Below are 20,297 nucleotides of genomic sequence, written 5' to 3'. Positions count from 1 at the left end.
TGATTAAAGCTTCTCTCCGAAGCAGAGGTCGCCGCAGTCGCCGAATCCAGGAACGATATATTTATTCTCATTCATGCCTGGGTCAATGGCAGCGCACCACAGGGTGCACTCTTCCGGCAATGACTTTTTGAGGAACTCTATGCCCTCAGGAGCAGCGATGACACAGCAGATGTGAACAGCGTGAGGCTTTCCCGTCTTGACAAGAGCCTCATAGGCAGCTGCCATGCTTCCGCCAGTAGCGAGCATAGGATCAACGACGACAAGCGTCTTACCCTTTACCGAAGGTGAAGCCATATACTCAGTATGTATTCCCACCTCTGTATGTTCGCGATTTGTGTACATACGATAAGCTGAGACAAAGGCATTCTCCGCATGGTCGAACACATTCAGAAAGCCCTGATGGAAAGGCAGTCCAGCACGAAGCACTGTAGCAAGCAGCAGTTCGTCTTTCACCAAGGGAATGTCGATGGTACCCAATGGAGTGGTAACTGTCTTAGGCTTATAGGTAAGCGTTTTCGATAGCTCATAGGCCATCATCTCACCAATGCGTGCAATGTTGTTGCGGAAGAGTGCACGGTTCTTCTGATAGCTCTTATCGCGCAGTTCAGCCATGTACTGATTAATGACAGTGTTCTGTTCCGAGAAATTGATTACTTTCATAGATTGTTATTTTGTATTGATTATGTAATCTGGTTTTAGCGCTGCAAAAGTACAACAATTCCATGAATTGCGCAAAAACTGAGACAACAAATTACCATAATGAGAGTCTTCTACTTTTGTCATGTCAGCCTAACAAAAGTGTCATTTATACATTCTTCTGTATTGATTTGTATCTAAAAAACATTAAAAAGAAAGCATTTATTCACTCTTCATTCTTCGCTCTTCACTTAATTTTTGTACTTTTGCACGCGAAAAGATTTAAGTATCAACAATTTATCTATATAAAATACATCAAAAATGGCAAATTTAGATCTTACTAAGTACGGTATCACCGGTTCAAAGGTGATTGCACACAACCCTTCGTATGAGTTCCTTTTTGAGGAGGAGACCAAGGCTGGTCTGACAGGTTTCGACAAAGGCCAGAACACTGAGCTTGACGCAGTGAACGTTATGACAGGTATCTACACTGGTCGTTCACCTAAGGACAAGTACATCGTTGACGACGCTAAGAGCCACAACAACGTTTGGTGGACAAGCGAGGAATACAAGAACGACAACCACCCCATGAGCGAAGAGGTATGGGCAAAGGTTAAGGAGATTGCCATCAAGGAGCTTTGCAACAAGGAGCTTTATGTTGTTGACGCATTCTGCGGTGCCAACGAGGCTACTCGTCTGAGCGTTCGCTTCATCGTTGAGGTAGCTTGGCAGGCACACTTCGTAAAGAACATGTTCATCCAGCCTACTGCTGAGGAGCTGGAGAAGTTCGAGCCAAACTTCGTTATCTATAACGCTTCTAAGGCAAAGGTTGAGAACTACAAGGAGCTGGGTCTGAACTCAGAGACTTGCGTAGCATTCAACACTACAAGCCGCGAGCAGTGCATCATCAACACATGGTACGGTGGTGAGATGAAGAAGGGTATGTTCTCTATGCAGAACTACTATCTGCCTCTCCAGGGCATCGCTTCAATGCACTGCTCTGCAAACACCGACATGGAGGGTAAGAACACAGCTATCTTCTTCGGCCTGTCTGGTACAGGTAAGACCACCCTTTCTACCGATCCAAAGCGTCTGCTGATTGGTGACGACGAGCACGGATGGGACGACGAGGGTGTATTCAACCTCGAGGGTGGTTGCTACGCTAAGGTTATCAACCTTGACAAGGAGAGCGAGCCCGATATCTACAACGCTATCCGCCGCAACGCTCTGCTCGAGAACGTAACCGTAGCTGAGGACGGCAAGATTGACTTCGCCGACAAGAGCGTGACCGAGAACACTCGCGTGAGCTATCCTATCAACCACATTGAGAAGATTGCCCAGAAGGTAAACGGCAAGAGCGCAGGTCCTGACGCTAAGAACGTTATCTTCCTCTCTGCTGACGCATTCGGTGTACTGCCCCCAGTATCTATCCTGACTCCAGAGCAGACTAAGTACTACTTCCTCTCTGGTTTCACAGCTAAGCTGGCTGGTACAGAGCGTGGTATCACTGAGCCTACTCCAACATTCTCTGCCTGCTTCGGCCAGGCATTCCTCGAGCTGCACCCAACAAAGTATGCTGAGGAGCTGGTTAAGAAGATGGAGAAGAGCGGTGCTAAGGCATACCTCGTAAACACTGGTTGGAACGGTACTGGCAAGCGTATCTCTATCCGCGACACTCGTGGTATCATCGACGCTATCCTGGGCGGTGCTATCCTGAAGGCTCCTACCAAGAAGATTCCTTACTTCGACTTCGAGGTTCCAACACAGCTCGAAGGTGTTGACACCAACATCCTCGATCCTCGCGACACCTACGCTGACGCTGCTCAGTGGGAGGAGAAGGCAAAGGATCTCGCTGCTCGCTTCATCAAGAACTTCAAGAAGTACGAGGGCAACGAGGCTGGCAAGGCACTTGTAGCTGCAGGTCCAAAGCTCTAAATCAATAAGCTTTATTATAATAATGGCCAAAGTGCGATTTATCGACACTTTGGTCATTTTTTATTCTATTGTTTTGGCTGTTTCCTCACTTAATATTAATTTTGCAGGCAGAACAGAAAAAACACTAAATCAACTATGATATACAGCATTGAGAAAGTCACCACACTCATCGGTGCACACCGTTATGGCGAGGCGGAATCATCAATAGGATGGTTGCTCACCGACAGCCGCTCGCTTTGTTTCCCTGAACAGACACTGTTTTTCGCCCTACGCACACAGCGTAACGACGGTCACAAGTATATTCCCGAGCTTTATCACCGCGGAGTGAGGAATTTCGTGGTAGAGAAGGTGCCCAAAAACTATGCTACACTCTATCCACTGGCCAATTTCCTTAGAGTGACATCGCCGCTGGCAGCCCTGCAACGACTTGCTGAGCGTCACCGCGACGAGGTGATGTCGTTTGCCGACAGCAAGACAGGACACGCCATCCCCATCGTAGGCATAACAGGTTCAAACGGCAAGACCATCGTCAAAGAATGGCTTTACCAGCTGCTTCATCCTTCAATGCGTGTTACCCGTTCGCCAAAGAGCTACAACTCCCAGATAGGTGTGCCATTGTCTGTCTGGCTGTTGAACGAGCAGACAGAGGTGGCACTGTTTGAGGCCGGCATCAGTCAGCCTGGTGAGATGGAAGCCCTCCACGATATCATACAGCCTACAATCGGTGTGTTCACATCATTAGGTAACGCCCATCAGGAGAACTTCCGCTCGTTGGAAGAGAAATGTCTGGAGAAGCTTCAGCTCTTCCATGATACCGAGGCTGTTATCTATCCTTCCGACGATGATATCGTTAGCCGTTGCATGCGCCGCTCAAACTATAAAGGCGAGCGCATAGGATGGTCAAAGCGAGACGACCGCGCAGAGATGTATATAGCAAGCATTGAGGAAGCGGCAGGAGCCCCTACCCCAACCCTGAGCATCAGCTATATATATAGAGGTACGCGAGGCACATATAACATTCCGTTCATTGACGACGCATCTATAGAGAACAGCATCACATGTGCCGCCACAGCCCTGTATTTAGGTCTCACCCCCGAACAGATAGCAGAGCGCATGCCACTGTTGGAAGCTGTTGCCATGCGTCTTGAAGTGAAACAGGGACAGCGCGGGCTGACACTCATCAACGACTCTTACAACAGCGACATAAACTCACTCGACATTGCCCTCGACTTCATGAACAGAAGAGAGAAGGGTTCGTCTGATGATACAGACAAGCCTGTTACCGAGACAAGGAACGTATTGATTCTCAGCGACATCTATCAGAGCGGTGAGACATCGCTGTCTCTTTATCGCCAGGTGTCAGACCTCTGCACCAAGCGTGGCATACACAAGTTTATCGGTATCGGCGACGAGATAACGGCTCAGCAAGACCAGATAAACGTTGCCGAGAAATATTTCTTCCACGATGTTGATCAGTTCGTTGCCAGCAACGAGTTCCGTCAGTTGCATGACGAGGTGATTCTTCTGAAGGGCTCTCGTCGTTTCGGCTTTGAGCGTATCACTGAACTTCTGGAGCAGAAGGTACACGAGACCATTCTCGAAGTGAACCTGCAGGCTGTAGTAGATAACCTCAACCATTTCCGTTCGTTCCTCAAGCCCGACACAAAGATGGTGTGCATGATCAAGGCCGATGCCTACGGAGCTGGAGCTATAGAAGTGGCAAAGACACTGCAGGACCATCGTGTGGATTATCTCGCTGTTGCCGTGGCTGACGAAGGTGTGGCACTGCGCAAGGCTGGTATCACAGCCAATATCATGGTCATGAACCCCGAGATGACGTCATTCAAGACCCTCTTCGACTACGACCTCGAGCCAGAGGTTTACTCGTTCCGTCTGATGGACGCTCTCATCCTTGCAGCCCGCCGCGAGGGTATCACCGGATGGCCCGTACACATGAAGCTCGACACCGGCATGCACCGCTTAGGCTTCGACCTATCCGAGGTTGACGAGATGATCATGCGTCTGAAGAACCAGTCTGCCATCATACCTCGCTCTGTCTTCTCACATTTCGTAGGCAGCGACAGCGACGACTTCAACGAGTTCTCTGCCAAGCAGTTTGCCATCTTCGACGAAGGTAGCCGTAAGCTGCAGGCAGCCTTCAGCCACAAGATACTGCGTCACATGGACAACTCGGCAGGCATAGAGCACTTCCCTGAGCGTCAGATGGACATGTGCCGTCTCGGCATAGGTCTCTATGGTGTTGAGCCTTACGAGCAGCAGAAGGAAAGTAGTCTGAAGCCTGTATCAACACTGAAGACCACCATACTTCAGAAGCGCCACGTTAAGGCAGGCGACTCAGTAGGCTACAGCCGCCGTACCATTCTCGACCGCGACAGCATCATCGCCGCCATACCTATCGGCTATGCCGACGGCCTCAACCGCCGTTTAGGCAATCGTCACGGCTACTGCATTGTGAACGGTCAGAAAGCTGAATACGTAGGTAACATCTGCATGGACGTAGCAATGATTGATGTTACCGATGTCACTTGCGAAGAGGGCGACAAAGTGGAAATCTTTGGTACAAACCTTCCTGTTACCACACTGTCTGGCATACTTGAGACAATACCCTACGAGGTGCTCACAAGTGTGTCGAACCGCGTAAAGAGAGTATATTTCAGCGAATAAAACGAGAAAAATAAAAGAAGAAAAAAGGGCGTGCCATAATTAATCACAACGGATTACACGGATTTAACGGATTCTCAAAGATGCTGATTATCAGCAGAGCTTACCTCCGTAAAATCCGTGTAATCCGTTGTATTTATCAAGAAATGTTGTGTTTTTTCGATACAAGAACCGAGGCTCCCATTGACAGAGCCAGCACTCCAAAGATGATGGCAAGGCTCAGTGGTGTAGGCACCTCTATATGCGGCATGTTCAGCTCCATGCCAAGCAACGAAGCGAAGCCGTTGATATACTCGTTCATTGCAAGAAGCATCTTCACTCCCACGAAGATTAGAATAACGCCAAGTCCGTATTTCAAGAACCTGAACAGCTGTGCCACGGCAGCCAGAGCGAAGTACAAGGCACGCAGGCCAAGTATCGCAAAGATGTTACTCGTAAGAACAATAAATGGATCGCGGCTCACTGAGAAGACAGCTGGGATAGAGTCAACAGCGAATGCCACATCGGTAGTCTCGATAACGAGTAAGGTTATAAACAATGGTGTTGCCACCCAAGCACCCTTATCACCTTTGATGAAGAACTTCTCCCCATGCATCTTGTCTGTGACAGGAAACACCTTCTTAAACCAGCGCACAATGATGTTATTCGAAGGGTCGGCGGCCTGTTCGTCGTCATGGCTGAACATCTTTCCGCCTGTATAAAGCAGGAACAGTCCAAACAGTCCGAGCACCCACTCGAAGCGCTCCACCATTGCTGCACCAGCAAAAATGAAGATGCTTCGTAGCACCAACGCGCCGAAGATACCCCAGAACAGCACCTCATGCTGGTACTTACGCTCAACACCGAAGAACGAGAACAGCATAAGGAACACGAACAGGTTGTCCATTGACAGCGATTTCTCTATCAAGTAGCCCGCAAGGAACTCCATTGCTTTTCCGTGAGGATCTGTCGGATACAGAAAATAGACGCCTACACAGAACACCAGCGATATGCCTATCCATATCGCGGTCATCTTCAGTGCCTCTTTAACATTTACTTCATGCTCACCCTTTTTTCCAAACATGCGAAGGTCAACGATGAGCATGACAAACACTAAAATATAGAATAAAATCCAAACCCAAAGGGGAAGTGTTACCATAAACAATACTTTTTCTAAAATCGCGTGCAAAGTTAAGCACAAATTACTTAATTCCGAAACGAAAAATGTTACAATAGGATTACGATATAGTTAAAATTGTTAAAAAACGAACCTCTTTAACAGAAAAACAGAGAAAAATAATGACAAAAAATGAAAAAATTAATATCTTTGCGAATGATTTATCGAACAATAAAAAGGAAATAACGGAGCCAACCTACTATCAAATAGCAAGCTAACGTCTTCCTTTTCACCTTAAATTACATCTATTAACTGACAAAATGTAACAAAAACTATGTTTATGAAAAAAATATCTTTACTTTTTGCTATTGCTGCAATGTTCTTTACTACGGCAAACGCCCAGATGTCAGATGTTACAGCACAATACATTTCTAATTCCGGTTTTGAAGAGTGCGCCATTGCCACAACCGTTGATGGTGTAGTACAACTTGTTGCTAATGACAAGAATCCAGTTGACTATGCCGACAAAGGCTGGACATTCAAGGAAGGATATGATGGATCTTCGTCATTCAATGCAGGCGTTGCTGAATATCCCATCAAGGTAAAGTACAGCAAATGGCTTGCTGGTCTCGAAGGTCCCGCCACTGGTCCTACAGCCGAAGCGAACACCAAAGCCATGTGTTTTACTGGCAGCAAGTCTGCTTTATATAAGCAGACCGATGAGATAACGCTGCCAGCCGGAAGCTACAAACTAACAGTAAATGTATGGGCATACAATGGAGGTACGACAAATCCTTCACCGACGATTGATGTAAAGAATGGCACAGGATTTGTTACTACCAGCGGAACTGAATATCTTTCAACGAAGAAGATGTTCAAGAGCAGTGACTGGGATACCGACATCATTGAGATTGAACTGACAGCTCCAACGACAGGACGCTTTCAGATCACCTATGGTTCATCCTATTTCGTTACTATCGACAATCTGAAACTGGAATATGCAGGCGGCGTCATCACCACGGCATTGCAGAACGTTATCACCAAGGCAAAGGCCCTGAACAAAGAACTTAACAACAGCGACCTTGGTACAGCCATTGCTGCTGCCGAGGATTTTGTCAACAATCCCACCGACCAGGATGCTGTCACCACACAGATAGAGACACTCTACTCTGCCATGGGTAGCGCCCTTTCTGCAACCACTGTTCCTGTAAACATCACTGCCGCCTATCTTGAGAATGCCTCTTTCGAAAGCGGAAGCATCGCCCCTTGGGCATGGGGCACTAAGACAGGTTCAGTCACAGAGCCTATTAATGAGTTCTCTCTCCCATATATCGTAGGAAAATACGTGGTAGAGTTCACACAGTCGGGTTCAAACAAGTTCACCCAGACCGTTACCCACCTGCCATCAGGATACTATCTTCTTGATGCCAAGCTCAATAGCAACGCATCTGTTATTATTGCCAATGCCACCAATTCTTGCACTGGCGGTACTGACGCCCTCTTCATCCGCGCTTGCAACAGTCCATTGCAGTTTGTTGGCGGTGACATGGAGGTAGGAGCATCGAGCAGTGCTGCATTCCGTGCCGACGACTTCCGTCTGTTCTATGCCAATGACGAGGCATCACTGCAGGCACTCAACCTTGCTGCCATCAAGGCTGACGCACAGGCTATCATTGCTGATAACCAGTTTGTTAACGTCACAGGCGATGAGCGCACCGATCTGGAAGAAGCCCTCAATGGCACTGACGGCACTGTCATCAACAAGAAGGTCAATGCTTTCTTCAAGGCAAAAGATGCCTATAATGACTTCGTAAAGACAAAGACCGCTGCCGCTCCGTTCACAAAGGAGAACTACCCATACGCAAAGGCCGAGACACTGGAGCTCATTCAGTCACTCGTCAACAGCACTCCTGTAACACGTGCCATGGCTCAGGAGAAAGCCACACAGCTTGTCGCTGCATGCAAGAGCGTTGTCATTGAGAATGCTTACTGCGACGGTATTGAGGGCAAGACCGACTACACCACAAATATTGTTGCTGCCGACGCTACTGGGTCTTCCATCAACGGAGCATGGACAGCCTCTAACATGGCTATCCGCAACATATCTAAGAATAAGGCAAGACCCAATAAAGACGGTACCACAGACCGTGTTGTCTATGGAACAGCTGAGAGCTATTCTTCAACCAACACCTCTGTAACAGCTTCTATCGAGCAGACCATCAGCGGACTGCCCGCAGGCGATTATGTTCTCTCCATCGCTATGATGGCAAAGAAAGACCTGCCTGTAGCCATCCGCATCAACAACAGCAAGAAAGCCACCTTCACAGGTACTGGTACCGTGACAACCGACAACTGGGCAGAAGTTGTAGTGAGCTTCACAAAGGCTGACGCCAATAGTCTGACCATTCGCTTGGAAGAGTCGGAAGAGGTAACATACAAGGAGTGGTACTTCGACAACTTCCGTCTCTACGCTCTTCCCAATATCCCTGAGGGCATCAGCGATGTCACCACAGAGTACCAGAAGAGCAAAGCCATCTATGACTTGCAGGGACGTCGCGTTGCTCAGCCCGCACAGGGTCTCTATATCGTTGGCGGCAAGAAAGTCATCATGAAATAACAATAATACCATTATCACAACAAACAAGAACAAATAACTGAACACATTATGAAGACAATATTTTCAACCAAGAAACTGTTAGTCGCAGCATCTATGCTGCTCGCATTCGCCACAGAAGGCTTTGCTCAGCAGGAGTACAACAACGTTTGGGTAAGAGCCGATGTCTATCCTGCTGGCTCAGGCAAGGTTTTCATTGACTGGAATGTCGATGAGGTAACCTATAGCGAGACCTATTCTGAGTTCAAGCGTTCCATCAACATTGCTGCCAGCAACGCATTCATCTATGCGAAGGCTAAAGAAGGATACCTCTTCGCAGGTGTTGTACGCGATATCAATGACAACGGACAGTACGACCTGGACACCGACAGACAGGTACACATCTGGGCAAACCATTTCTTCACGGCATACTATGACCACACACCTTACATCTCACAGACTTCATCTGGAGAAGCACAGGAGATGGCAGAAGATGCGCTGGATCTAATGGAGAAGCCCACCGACCAGCTCTTCGCCGTTTTCACTCAGGGAGCTGTTGCTCATCGCGCCGTTGGCGAGGAGACATGGGGCAAGGTTTATTCAAGCAAGGTCTATAACGAGGTTGGCGACCAGGTGACATTCTCTGCCTATGGCGATTCTGAAAGCACAGACGATGGAACCGTCTATTATAAGTTCGACCACTGGAGCAATGCCGCTGGTCAGGATGTCAGCACCGACCGTTTCCTCACCGTCACCGTGACTGGCATGGAGACCTATTATGCTCATTTCGTAAGAACCACCAAGGCTGAGTTCAAAGAGACCGAGACCGATCCCAACAAGTGGGACTACGACAACAAGGAGTGGAATCCTAATGCCATCCAGTCTGTAAAGAGCATCCCTGCCAACAGCAGCGTTATCTATGACTTGCAGGGCCGTCGCGTGTCACAAGCCGCAAAGGGCGTGTTCATCAAGGACGGCAAGAAAGTTATAGTTAAGTAATTACACCTTAATATATATAGGGTATGCCACCGTCTTGTGGCATGCCCTTACCTTTTGATTTATAACACACTTTTGGCAAAAAACCTAAACTATGCTGAGGATTAAATGTCTATTGACAGTTCTGTTATTCACGCTCTTTGCGTCAGCACAGTCCAGTAATAGCATCATCAGTGGTACCATTCTTGATGAGAATGGCGAGCCGCTGATAGGTGCATCGTTGAAACTGAAGAAGAGCGGACAAGGAACCGTCACCGATATCGATGGAAACTTCAAGCTGTCGGTATCTGAACTTTCCGAACAGATAATCATATCTTACATAGGTTACACCTCTTTGCAAATGACGGCCGACAAGCTGTCAAAGACAAAGGTTGTGCGCCTGCTTCCCGACAAGTCCCAACAGATTGAGGAAGTTGTTGTCACCGGCATGCAGAAGATGGACAAGCGCATGTTCACCGGTGCCACGACGAAGCTGAAAGCCTCTGACACCAACATCGACGGTCTGGCCGACATCAGCCGTTCGCTTGAAGGCCGCGCTGCAGGTGTCTCCGTGCAGAACGTCAGCGGCACGTTTGGCACAGCACCGAAGATTCGTGTTCGCGGTGCCACCTCCATCTATGGTAACTCAAAGCCCCTTTGGGTCATCGACGGTGTCATCATGGAAGACGTCACCGATGTCACTGCCGACGATCTCTCGAGCGGTGATGCCGAGACACTTATAGCCTCAGCCGTGGCGGGTCTTAACTCCGACGATATAGAGTCGTTCGACATTCTCAAGGACGGCTCAGCAACATCTATTTATGGTGCGCGCGCCATGAGCGGTGTCATCGTAGTAACAACTAAGAAAGGCAAGTCTGGTCAGGCACGTGTCACCTATACTGGTGAATACACGCTCCGCCTGCGTCCAAGCTATAATGACTACGACATAATGAACTCTCAGGAGCAGATGGGTGTCTATCAGGAGATGAAGAGCAAGGGATGGTTCAACTTCTCCGATACCTACCGTGCCTCCTCAAGTGGCATCTACGGCAAGCTGTACCAGCTGACGAACGAATACGACGAGGCCACAGGAACATTTGCCATCACCAACGACGAGGCCGGTCGCAACGCCTACCTCCGTCAGGCAGAATACCGTAACACCGACTGGTTCAAGGAGCTTTTCTCCAACAGCATACAGCACACCCACTCTGTAGGCATCTCCGGTGGTAACGATGATGTCACCTTCCGCGGCTCACTCAGTGCCTTGGCAGACCCTGGCTACTATCGTCAGAACTTCGTTGAGCGCTACACCGCCAACATGAACACCCAGATAAAGATGTCAAAGCAGCTGACTCTCGACCTCCTTGCAAACGGCTACTACCGTAAGCAGCGCGAGCCGGGCACCCTGAAGCGCTCCATCGATGCTGTCGATGGCGAGGCACGCCGCGACTTCGACATCAACCCCTATAGCTATGCCCTCAACTCGTCGCGAACAATGGATCCCGACGAATACTATACTCGCAACTATGCTCCGTTCAACATCAAGAACGAGCTTGACAATAACTTCATCGACATCAACGACATCTGCATGAAGTTCCAGACTGAGCTGAAGTGGAAGCCCCTTCGCACTCTGGAACTCGGAGCACTTGCCGCCATCACCTATAAGACTGTAACACGTGAGCATAATGTCAAGGAGTCGTCGAACCAGGCAGAAGCCTATCGCGCCATGCCCGATGCTGTAGTACGCCAGAACAACCCCTGGCTCTATACAGACCCAGACAATCCTTACGACCTTCCCATCTCCATTCTCCCTTCAGGCGGCATCTACCAGAAGAGCGACAACAAGATGCTCAGCACCGACTTCCGCTTCACCGCCTCATGGAACGAGGTGTTCAACGACACCCATATCGTCAACCTCTTCGGAGGTAGCGAGGTGAGTGCCATTGACCGACAGCACAACTTCTTCAATGGCTGGGGACTGCAGTATGACAAAGGCGAGATACCTTTCTATGTATATCAGTTCTTCAAGAAGAGCGTTGAGGACAACACCGACTATTATTCTATCTCTAAGACACGCGGTCGCTCAGCTGCATTCTTCGCTAATGCAAACTACTCTTTCGCAGGCAAGTATGTCTTCAACGGCACCTACCGCTATGAAGGCAACAACCGCCTGGGTCGCAGTCGCAAGGCACGCTGGCTGCCCACATGGAACGTCTCTGGCGCATGGAACGCCCACGAAGAGAGCTTCTTCGAGTCGCTGAAGCCGGTGCTGTCACATCTGTCATTGCGAGCCAGCTACTCGCTGACAGCCGACGTCGGTCCTCAGTGGGTGAGCAATGCCACCATCGTCATGAAGAACTACAAGCCCTATCGTCCGTTCACCAGCATACAGGAGACAGGCATGCAGATAGAAAGCATCGCCAACGAAGAGCTTACCTATGAGAAGAAGCATGAGCTGAACATCGGTCTCAGCACCGGCTTCCTCGACAACCGCATCAACGTGGAGTTCGACTGGTTCAGCCGCAAGAACTACGACCTCATTGGTCCTATCTATGTATCAGGTGTTGGCGGTGCCGTCACCAAGTGGGCCAACGTTGCTGATATGAAGTCGAGCGGTGTAGAGCTGAGCATCACAACTAAGAACATCAGGAAGAAGGACTTCAGCTGGGAGACCAACTTCATCTTTACCCACGTTACGACAGAGGTTACCGACCTTAAGGCAAAGGCCGACATCAATGACATGGTTCATAACAACGGCTTTACCACTGTTGGCTATCCTCACCGTGCGCTGTTCTCGTTTAAGTTCAACGGCCTCAACGAACAAGGCTTCCCGATTATCACCGATCAGGACGGTAATCTGACAAGCGATGGCAAAAGCATCAACTTCCAGTCACAGGATCTCTCCAACCTCGTATATGAAGGAGCCAACGAGCCTACAACCTATGGCAGCCTTGGCAACATCTTCAAATACAAGGGATTCCGACTGAACCTCTATGTCACCTACTCTTATGGCAATGTGGTACGTCTCGACCCTGCTTTCAGCAGCGCCTACTCCGACCTATTTGCCATGTCGCGTGAGTTCCAGAACCGTTGGATGGCTCCTGGCGATGAGACCAAGACCGATGTGCCTGTCATCCTCAGCAAGCGTCAGGTGGCAGAGAACGATGCCTTCAGCCGTCTCTACAGTGCCTACAACTACTCTACGGCACGCACAGCCAAGGGTGACTTCATCCGCATGAAGGAGATCTCCCTCTCCTACGACTTCCCGAAGAGTTGGATAGCACCTCTGAAGATCAACGACCTCTCGCTGAAGCTTCAGGCTACTAACCTCTTCCTCATCTACTATGACAAGAAACTCAACGGACAGGATCCTGAGTTCGTCAACTCCGGTGGTGTGGCAATGAAGATGCCGAAGCAGTTCACCATGACGCTGAAGTTGGGGATATAGGGCCCATTAGACCCATTAAACCCATTAAACCCATTAGACCCACAAACCCCACAAAACAAAAAAAATGACAACACAAAATATCCCCCATCTCAGAAGCCGCCTCCTGCTCCGTTTAGTATGTTGCTGTGTTACAGCAACATGCCTATTCTCCAGCTGTGACGACTACCTCGACGAGCTGCCCGACAACCGCGCCGAGCTGAACACCGACTCGAAGATTACGGAGCTGCTTGTCAATGCCTATCCGCGCACCAGCTACTTCCTAATTGCAGAGTCCTACAGCGATAATACCGACCACTGCATAGGCAGCCCAAGCTATACCGCCTTCGCACAGAGCGGCACCACGCTCCACGAAGAGGCAGCGACATGGAAAGACATCACCGACAAGAACCAGGACAGCCCCACCGCACTGTGGGAGAACTGCTATAAGAGCATCGCTGCTGCAAACAATGTGCTCAACGCCATTGCCGAGCAGGGCAACCCCAAGCGCCTCAACGCCCAGCGCGGCGAGGCCTTGCTCTGCCGTGCCTACTGCCACTTCGTGCTGGGTAACATCTTCTGCATGCCCTACAGCACAAAGACATGCGACACGGCTATGGGTATCACCTACATGAAGACCACCGAATCTACCGTGTCACCCACCTATAGCCGCGGCACCATGGCAGAGCTCTATCGCGACATCGCTGCCGACATTGAAGAAGGCCTGCCACTTATCGACGATAACATCTACTCCGTTCCGAAGTATCATTTCAACCGTCGTGCCGCCTATGCCTTTGCTTCGCGTTTCTACCTTTATTATATGAAGGACGACAAGTCGAACCTCGACAAGTGCATCGAGTATGCCACACGTGTGCTTACATCGAAGCCCGAAGAGATGATGCGCGACTGGAAGACCCTCGGCAACAAGGCGACAGGCAGTCCGCAGTACAATGCCTTCATCGATGCCAGCGACAAGGCAAACCTGCTCATCATCAGCGCCAGCTCCTACTGGGAGTGGGTATATGGTCCTACGGCTGTAGCCAAAGGCTATTGTCACGACACTAAGATATCTACTACCGAGACACTCCAGAGCACTGGCTTCTGGGGCTCTCAGAACACTTACTTCAAGGCAGGTCAGATGAGCGGATCGCCAAAGATCTACATGTTGAAGATGGGACAGTACTTTGAATATACAGATGTAGTGAAGGGCATCGGCTCTCCACGCATGATAGTGCCTGCCTTCACCACCGAAGCCCTCATCCTCGACCGTGCCGAGGCCTATGCGTTGAAAGGCGACTATACCAATGCCTATGCCGACCTGAAGGTGTGGATGAACTCCTTCACCTCAAACCAGGGCGACGTGACATCGGCAATGCTCAACACCGCCTACGGCACAATGAAGGACTTCTATACTCCTCTGGCTCCCACGCCAAAGAAACATCTCGACCCCGACTTCACCATCACTGCCGGTGAGCAGGAGAATCTCATCCATGCTGTGCTCCATGCGCGTCGTGTCACCACTCTCCACGAAGGCCTCCGTTGGTTCGACGTGAAGCGCTATGGCATAGAGATCTATCGCCGCGACGTTGACGGCACGCTCGGCGACGGCAACATCACCGTCCTCGACACGATGAAGAAAGACGACCCGCGCCGCGCCATCCAGCTCCCGCAGTACGTCATCACCGCCGGAATAACAGCGAATCCGAGGTAAGGACCCATAAAGCCCATTAGACCCATTAACCCCATAAAACCCATTAGACCCATAAAACCCACAAAAAATGACAACACCAAATATCCCCCTTCTCAGAAGCCGCATCCTGCTCTGTTTAGTATGTTGCTGTATCACAGCAACATGGCTTAGCTGCAGCGAGGACTCCCTCGACGGCACCAGCGTCATCAAGGACGATACACAGCAGAAGAACGCCTTCGACGAATGGCTCGACGAGAACTATTTGAAGACATATAACATCGTGTTGAAGTATCGTCTCGAGGATGCCGAGACCAATTTCACCTATACCCTCGCACCAGCAGACTATAACAATTCGATGAAGCTTGCTCAGATCATTCTCCATACATGGCTGCAGGCATACGAGGAGGTGGCAGGCCGCAGCTTCGTCTGCCGTCTTGCACCGAAGGTTATACAGTTCGTTGGCTCGCCAGCCATGGAGACCGACAACCGCGCCATGATGGGACAGGCAGAGGACGGCATGAAGATAACCCTCTTCGGTGTCAACTACCTGAAGGTGAACCGCGCCTTCCTCAACGACTCCTATTTCCAGTCCATGCACCACGAGTTTGTGCATATACTGGCGCAGAACAAGGACTACGACACCGACTTCCAGAAGATATCCGAGGGTGACTACGAGCCAGCTCAGTGGTATGCCAGCGGCAAGACAGAGAGCTATGCCCTGCAGAAGGGTTTCATCTCTACCTATGCCATGAGCGAATATAACGAGGACTTTGCCGAGACGCTCGCTTTCTACCTCATAAACACCGATGCCGAATGGCAGGCAAAGATGAAGACCGCCGACACCAACGACGAGGAGGGCAAGCCCCACAACGGCTCAGTCATCATCCAGCAGAAGCTCCAGATGATACGCAGCTACATGCAGACTGCATGGAACATAGACATAGACAAGCTGCGCACAGTAATACAAAGAAGGATGGATGAAATTTAAGGGCCCATAAAACCCACCACTTAAAACCCACCCCCAACCCCTCCCGAGGGGAGGGGAGTTGAAATAGAAAGGAAATGGAAAAAGCCCATTAAACCCATTAGACCCACAAAACCCATAACAATGATAAAAACAAAAACTCTCCTGCTCTGTTTAGTATGTTGCTGTGTCACAGCAACATGCCTTCTCCTCAGCTGCGCCGACGGCGCTGACGACGTCTTTGGCGAGTCGGCAGCCAACCGCATGGCGAAGAGCCAGAGCGAATATACCACCATTCTTGAGTCGCAACAACAGGGATGGGCCGTCGATTTCTACCCCTCCGACCGCTCACAGGGTGGCGTGGCTTATACCGCACGCTTCCATGACGGTGAGGTAGCCATGACATGCGAACAGCCCATAACGAACAGCGTCACCTCCACCACCTATGCCGTGGGCACAGAGATAAGCTCGCTCTACCGCATAGTCAGCGAGACAGGCGTGCTGCTCACCTTCGACACCTACAACCCGCTGTTCCACTACTGGTCACAGTCATCGCCTGGTCATGCCAAGGGCTACAACAGCGACTATGAGTTCACGTTCATCTCTGCCTGTGCCGACTCCGTCATCCTGCGCGGCAAGAAACACGGCAACCTCATGAAGCTCTATCCTCTCAGCGAGGATGCCGCCACATATATTAAAAAGGTGGAGCAGACCCATACCACGCTCAGCGCCATAACGCGCAAGCGTGCCATCATCGACGGCACCACCATCGCCGTGACCATGAGCAACAACAACCTTACCTTCAACAGCGGCTCTTCATCCACCACGATGCCGTTCATCTACACCTCTACCGGACTGCGCTTCTATCAGCAGGTAGCCATCAACAATGTCAGCGTCAGGGAGCTCGCCTTCAATACCGAGACCTTGGAGCTGGTGTCTGCCGACAGCCGTTTCGTCATGCCAAAGCCAACGATGACGGAGAAGTTCCTCGGCACCTCCGACCAGTGGTACTTCGGCTACAACAAGAACAGCGGCGCCTCCGACATGTGCAACGAGCTGGCAGCTATAGTTGCCGACTGTGCTGCCAAAGTAAAGAAGCCCAACTGGGGCTATGAGGTGCTCAACGCCATCTATCTTGGTGGCAACCTTCTCAATGCCGACAGCGACCCTCACCGCATGGTCCTCGGCTGGACATCGAAATATGGCGGTAGCTCCAACGCCTACTTCGGCTATGCCGTCAGCATGGACATGACCGATGCCGCCCGAAACCTCATAAGCATCAAGCCTCTGGAGGCTGCCAATGGTTTCGGCGACCACAACTACTGCATCAGTATGGTTGACTTCATAGAACAGAACAACCCCTACATACTCGCCTTCGACAACGAGGAGGCTCCCACCAGCGTCACGCTGACCAGCGAGCGTGACTCGACGAAATGGTTCAAACTAACAAAGAAATAAAGAGCACTACCACAGATTCCACTCTAAGCAGATTACAGTGGCTTAACCCACGATTAATACAAGATTTTATAGATTTTATGCGAAGCTAATCGCTGCTTCAGCTGCAAAAATCCAAATAAATCTGTAAACATAAAGAGTAAAGCGCAATAAATATCTGCGAAATCTGCGTAATCTGTGGTAGAAGAATACAGAAACAAAGAAGTAAAACAACCAAAAAGATAAAGACATGAAAAAACTAACATTCTTAGCAATCACGCTATTGCTTTCGATTGTGGCGAAAGCCGACAGTCTGATAACACCCCCTCAAGGCGTTGAGCCCGAGGAGTTCACCCTTGCCATCACCCATTCCGTGGCACAGCAGTCGGGCATGCAGGACACCGACAAGAAGATGACGGCGAAGCTCGTCTTCGATGGTAACGACGTCTATCTGCAAGGTCTCGCTTACTATTTCCCCAACTCTTATGTCAAGGGCACCCTTGCCGATGGCAAGATCACCGTTCCTTCAGGCCAGTTCGTTGGCGAAGATCAGTACGGCAAGGAGTATCTCACCGGCTATTCCCTTGATGATCAGAAGAACGTAACTATTGCCGACATCCTCTTCTCCTACGATGCCTTGACACGCACCATCACCTATAATCCCAGCATCTATGCTTCAGAGACAAGTGCACCTAACGATCCTGAAGCAGCCATGTTCTGCTATGTCAAGCAAGCCACCTACACACTGGGCGGCCTGGCACCACTCGTGCCCATCACCGTGCCTGAAGGTCTGACCGTTGAGCCTTACCTGCTCCATGGCACGCGCACCATCAACGAGGAGAATTCAAGCGGAGAGTTTGAGCTCGTTACTGAGAAATACGATCTCCCAGTAAACATTGGCTTCGATGGTGAGGATGTCTATATCCAGGGCATCGTTGAGAACGTGGACTATGCATGGGCTAAGGCCACGAAGAATGCTCAGGGCAAGTATGTCATCCCTGTAGGCCAGTATATCGGTTCAAGCTCACTCTACAACCAGACATGGCACTACTTCCTCGCTGCAACGAAGCGCACGGGAGGCATCACAGACATCACACTCAGCTATGATGCCACCACCAACACCTTCTCTACCTCGCAGACCATTGCCGTGACGAGCGACAGAGAAAAGGCCGACTCATACTACACCCTCAACAGTGTGACGATAAAGAAGATTCTGGAGCGCGAGGCCACTCCTTCTAAGCCTGAGATGACCTTCAACTCTCAGAGGTCTCCTTATGGCAGCACTAACTGGTACTTTGCAGAGCTCTATGTGCCTCTCAGCGATGTTGATGGCGAGCCTATGCTGTCAGATAAGCTTAGCTACGTGTTCCTCTGCGACAAGGGCACTGGCGACCCTCAGCCCATCACCTTCCCCTCAAGCAAATACTACAAGCTCAAGGAGGACATGACCGAGATTCCATACGACTTCACCGATGGTCTCGACATAAGCCGTCACACCGTCTATTTCGAGAGGTTCGGCGAGAGCGAACTGAAGACATGGCAGCGCCTGGGCCTGCAGACCATCTATCGTGGTGCCAGCTCAGAGAAGAAGTCAGAGATTTGCTGGGTTGACCTCGACTGGCAGGCCCTGGGCGTCGTCACTGTCGATGCTGACTCTGCCAAGACTAACAGCGCCATCTACAGTCTCTCTGGCCAGCGCCTGCAGAAGCCTCAGCGCGGCCTGAACATCATCGGTGGCAAAAAGGTACTGATCAAGTAAGATTTTTTAGACAACAGATTTATTTTAAGAGGGTGTGTCAAAACACAAGATTTAATTAAAAAACAACGGATTTCACGGATTTTACGGATTTAAGCCCTACTGATAATCAGTAACTTAGAAAATCCGTGAAATCCGTGAAATCCGTTGTGGTTAATTATGACACGTCCTCTCAATAAAAAATAATTGTCTTCTTTTATCTGAACGAAAATCTTCAAAAATCTCACGAAAATCTTTTTCGTGTCCCTATTTTTGTCCAATTCTCGCAGATTTTCGTCCATTAATAAGAAAAAAGCCCAAAAGTTTTGAGGTAATAAAAAAATTACCTATCTTTGCGCCATAAATGTGAATAATATGCCAACAGTATTTAATCTATTTGGATACAGATTTTGGTTTTATGGTAATGACCATTCACCGATTCACATTCATGTGAAAAAGGGCGGTGCTGTCGCAAAATACGATATACTTCCAATTTCTTTAGTCTATAATCATGGATTTAAGCCCTCGGAGTTAAAGATGATTGAGACGATAATAAAGGATAACGAAGAGATTATTGCACAGCACTGGAACATGTTCTTTAACAATGCAAAATAAAGAAAGGAGGCAACTATGGAGAAAATCGAAAAGATTTGGCTTACAGACGATGCAGTATGGATTAGGACTATCGATGGGAAGGAAGCGTGTGAGAAATTCAACGACTATCCACGTCTGAGATATGCTACAAAAGAGCAGCGGGAAAACTATGAATCTGATGATTATGGCATTCATTGGAACGATATTGACGAAGACCTAAGCTTTGACGGTTTCTTTGAAAAGCGAGAGACGACACTCCTCTACAAAGTTTTCATGGCGCATCCTGAGTTGAATGTTTCAGCTATTGCCCGACGACTGGGCATCTCCCAAAGTCTTATGGCCCAGTACATCAGCGGAAAGAAAAAAGCCAGTGATGTAAGGGTAGCCATGATACTTGATACTGTTCGCGAGATAGGACAGGAGCTTATAGCTGTATAGTCACCATACAGATTTACTTCCCTAAGAGCGTTCTTATTAATCACTCATCGCGTTTAGTAAGAACGCTCTTTGTGTTTAGTAAGAACGCTTTTGGCGCTGTT

The 20,297-nt window shown here is 49.5% G+C and carries 13 protein-coding genes; 11 read left to right on the top strand and 2 right to left on the bottom strand.

Annotation, left to right across the window (positions count from 1 at the left end; all coding sequences use genetic code 11):
- Nucleotides 1–3 precede the first annotated feature (3 nt).
- Nucleotides 4–660 (bottom strand): uracil phosphoribosyltransferase, encoded by a 657-nt coding sequence (upp, locus tag M1L52_RS06405; RefSeq protein WP_248614103.1) that lies wholly within the window; start codon nucleotides 658–660, stop codon nucleotides 4–6.
- Nucleotides 661–957: 297 nt separating this feature from the next.
- Between upp and pckA the strand changes: the two genes are divergently transcribed.
- Entirely contained in the window at nucleotides 958–2,571 is a 1,614-nt protein-coding gene (gene pckA, locus M1L52_RS06400) for a phosphoenolpyruvate carboxykinase (ATP) (RefSeq protein ID WP_248614102.1), read from the top strand.
- A gap of 135 nt (nucleotides 2,572–2,706) precedes the next feature.
- Complete coding sequence (locus M1L52_RS06395) at nucleotides 2,707–5,256, top strand: bifunctional UDP-N-acetylmuramoyl-tripeptide:D-alanyl-D-alanine ligase/alanine racemase (RefSeq protein WP_248614101.1); 2,550 nt, start codon at nucleotides 2,707–2,709, stop codon at nucleotides 5,254–5,256.
- A gap of 136 nt (nucleotides 5,257–5,392) precedes the next feature.
- On the opposite strand, the gene M1L52_RS06390 is transcribed toward M1L52_RS06395, so the two are convergent.
- Nucleotides 5,393–6,391, bottom strand: a complete 999-nt coding sequence (locus M1L52_RS06390; protein WP_248614100.1) for a TerC family protein — start codon at nucleotides 6,389–6,391, stop codon at nucleotides 5,393–5,395.
- A gap of 298 nt (nucleotides 6,392–6,689) precedes the next feature.
- Here M1L52_RS06390 and M1L52_RS06385 point away from each other — a divergent pair, with 298 nt between their 5' ends.
- The 9 genes from M1L52_RS06385 to M1L52_RS06345 all read left to right on the top strand — a co-directional run bounded on the left by M1L52_RS06385 (nucleotide 6,690) and on the right by M1L52_RS06345 (nucleotide 20,196).
- Nucleotides 6,690–8,966 carry a hypothetical protein gene (locus M1L52_RS06385; RefSeq protein WP_248614099.1) on the top strand — a complete coding sequence of 759 codons (2,277 nt, stop codon included), beginning with the start codon at nucleotides 6,690–6,692 and terminating at the stop codon, nucleotides 8,964–8,966.
- Between the two features lie 48 nt (nucleotides 8,967–9,014).
- Nucleotides 9,015–9,941: a hypothetical protein gene (locus M1L52_RS06380; protein ID WP_248614098.1), complete on the top strand. Its 927-nt coding sequence runs from the start codon at nucleotides 9,015–9,017 to the stop codon at nucleotides 9,939–9,941.
- A gap of 91 nt (nucleotides 9,942–10,032) precedes the next feature.
- Nucleotides 10,033–13,365, top strand: a complete 3,333-nt coding sequence (locus M1L52_RS06375) for a SusC/RagA family TonB-linked outer membrane protein (protein ID WP_248614097.1) — start codon at nucleotides 10,033–10,035, stop codon at nucleotides 13,363–13,365.
- 64 nt (nucleotides 13,366–13,429) lie between these two features.
- Nucleotides 13,430–15,052, top strand: a complete 1,623-nt coding sequence (locus M1L52_RS06370) for a RagB/SusD family nutrient uptake outer membrane protein (protein WP_248614096.1) — start codon at nucleotides 13,430–13,432, stop codon at nucleotides 15,050–15,052.
- 67 nt (nucleotides 15,053–15,119) lie between these two features.
- Complete coding sequence (locus M1L52_RS06365; RefSeq protein WP_248614095.1) at nucleotides 15,120–16,019, top strand: putative zinc-binding metallopeptidase; 900 nt, start codon at nucleotides 15,120–15,122, stop codon at nucleotides 16,017–16,019.
- 120 nt (nucleotides 16,020–16,139) lie between these two features.
- Entirely contained in the window at nucleotides 16,140–17,453 is a 1,314-nt protein-coding gene (locus M1L52_RS06360; protein ID WP_248614094.1) for a DUF4302 domain-containing protein, read from the top strand.
- A 226-nt stretch (nucleotides 17,454–17,679) separates the two neighbouring features.
- A complete protein-coding gene (locus M1L52_RS06355; protein WP_248614093.1) occupies nucleotides 17,680–19,188 on the top strand; it encodes a hypothetical protein in 1,509 nt (502 codons plus the stop codon).
- 351 nt (nucleotides 19,189–19,539) lie between these two features.
- Nucleotides 19,540–19,779, top strand: a complete 240-nt coding sequence (locus tag M1L52_RS06350) for a DUF4160 domain-containing protein (RefSeq protein WP_248614092.1) — start codon at nucleotides 19,540–19,542, stop codon at nucleotides 19,777–19,779.
- A 15-nt stretch (nucleotides 19,780–19,794) separates the two neighbouring features.
- Nucleotides 19,795–20,196 (top strand): DUF2442 domain-containing protein, encoded by a 402-nt coding sequence (locus M1L52_RS06345; protein WP_248614091.1) that lies wholly within the window; start codon nucleotides 19,795–19,797, stop codon nucleotides 20,194–20,196.
- The last annotated feature ends 101 nt before the right edge of the window (nucleotides 20,197–20,297 follow it).

Source organism: Prevotella sp. E13-27, from assembly GCF_023217965.1.
Taxonomy (GTDB): domain Bacteria; phylum Bacteroidota; class Bacteroidia; order Bacteroidales; family Bacteroidaceae; genus Prevotella.
This window is presented reverse-complemented; position numbering and strand designations above follow the sequence as displayed.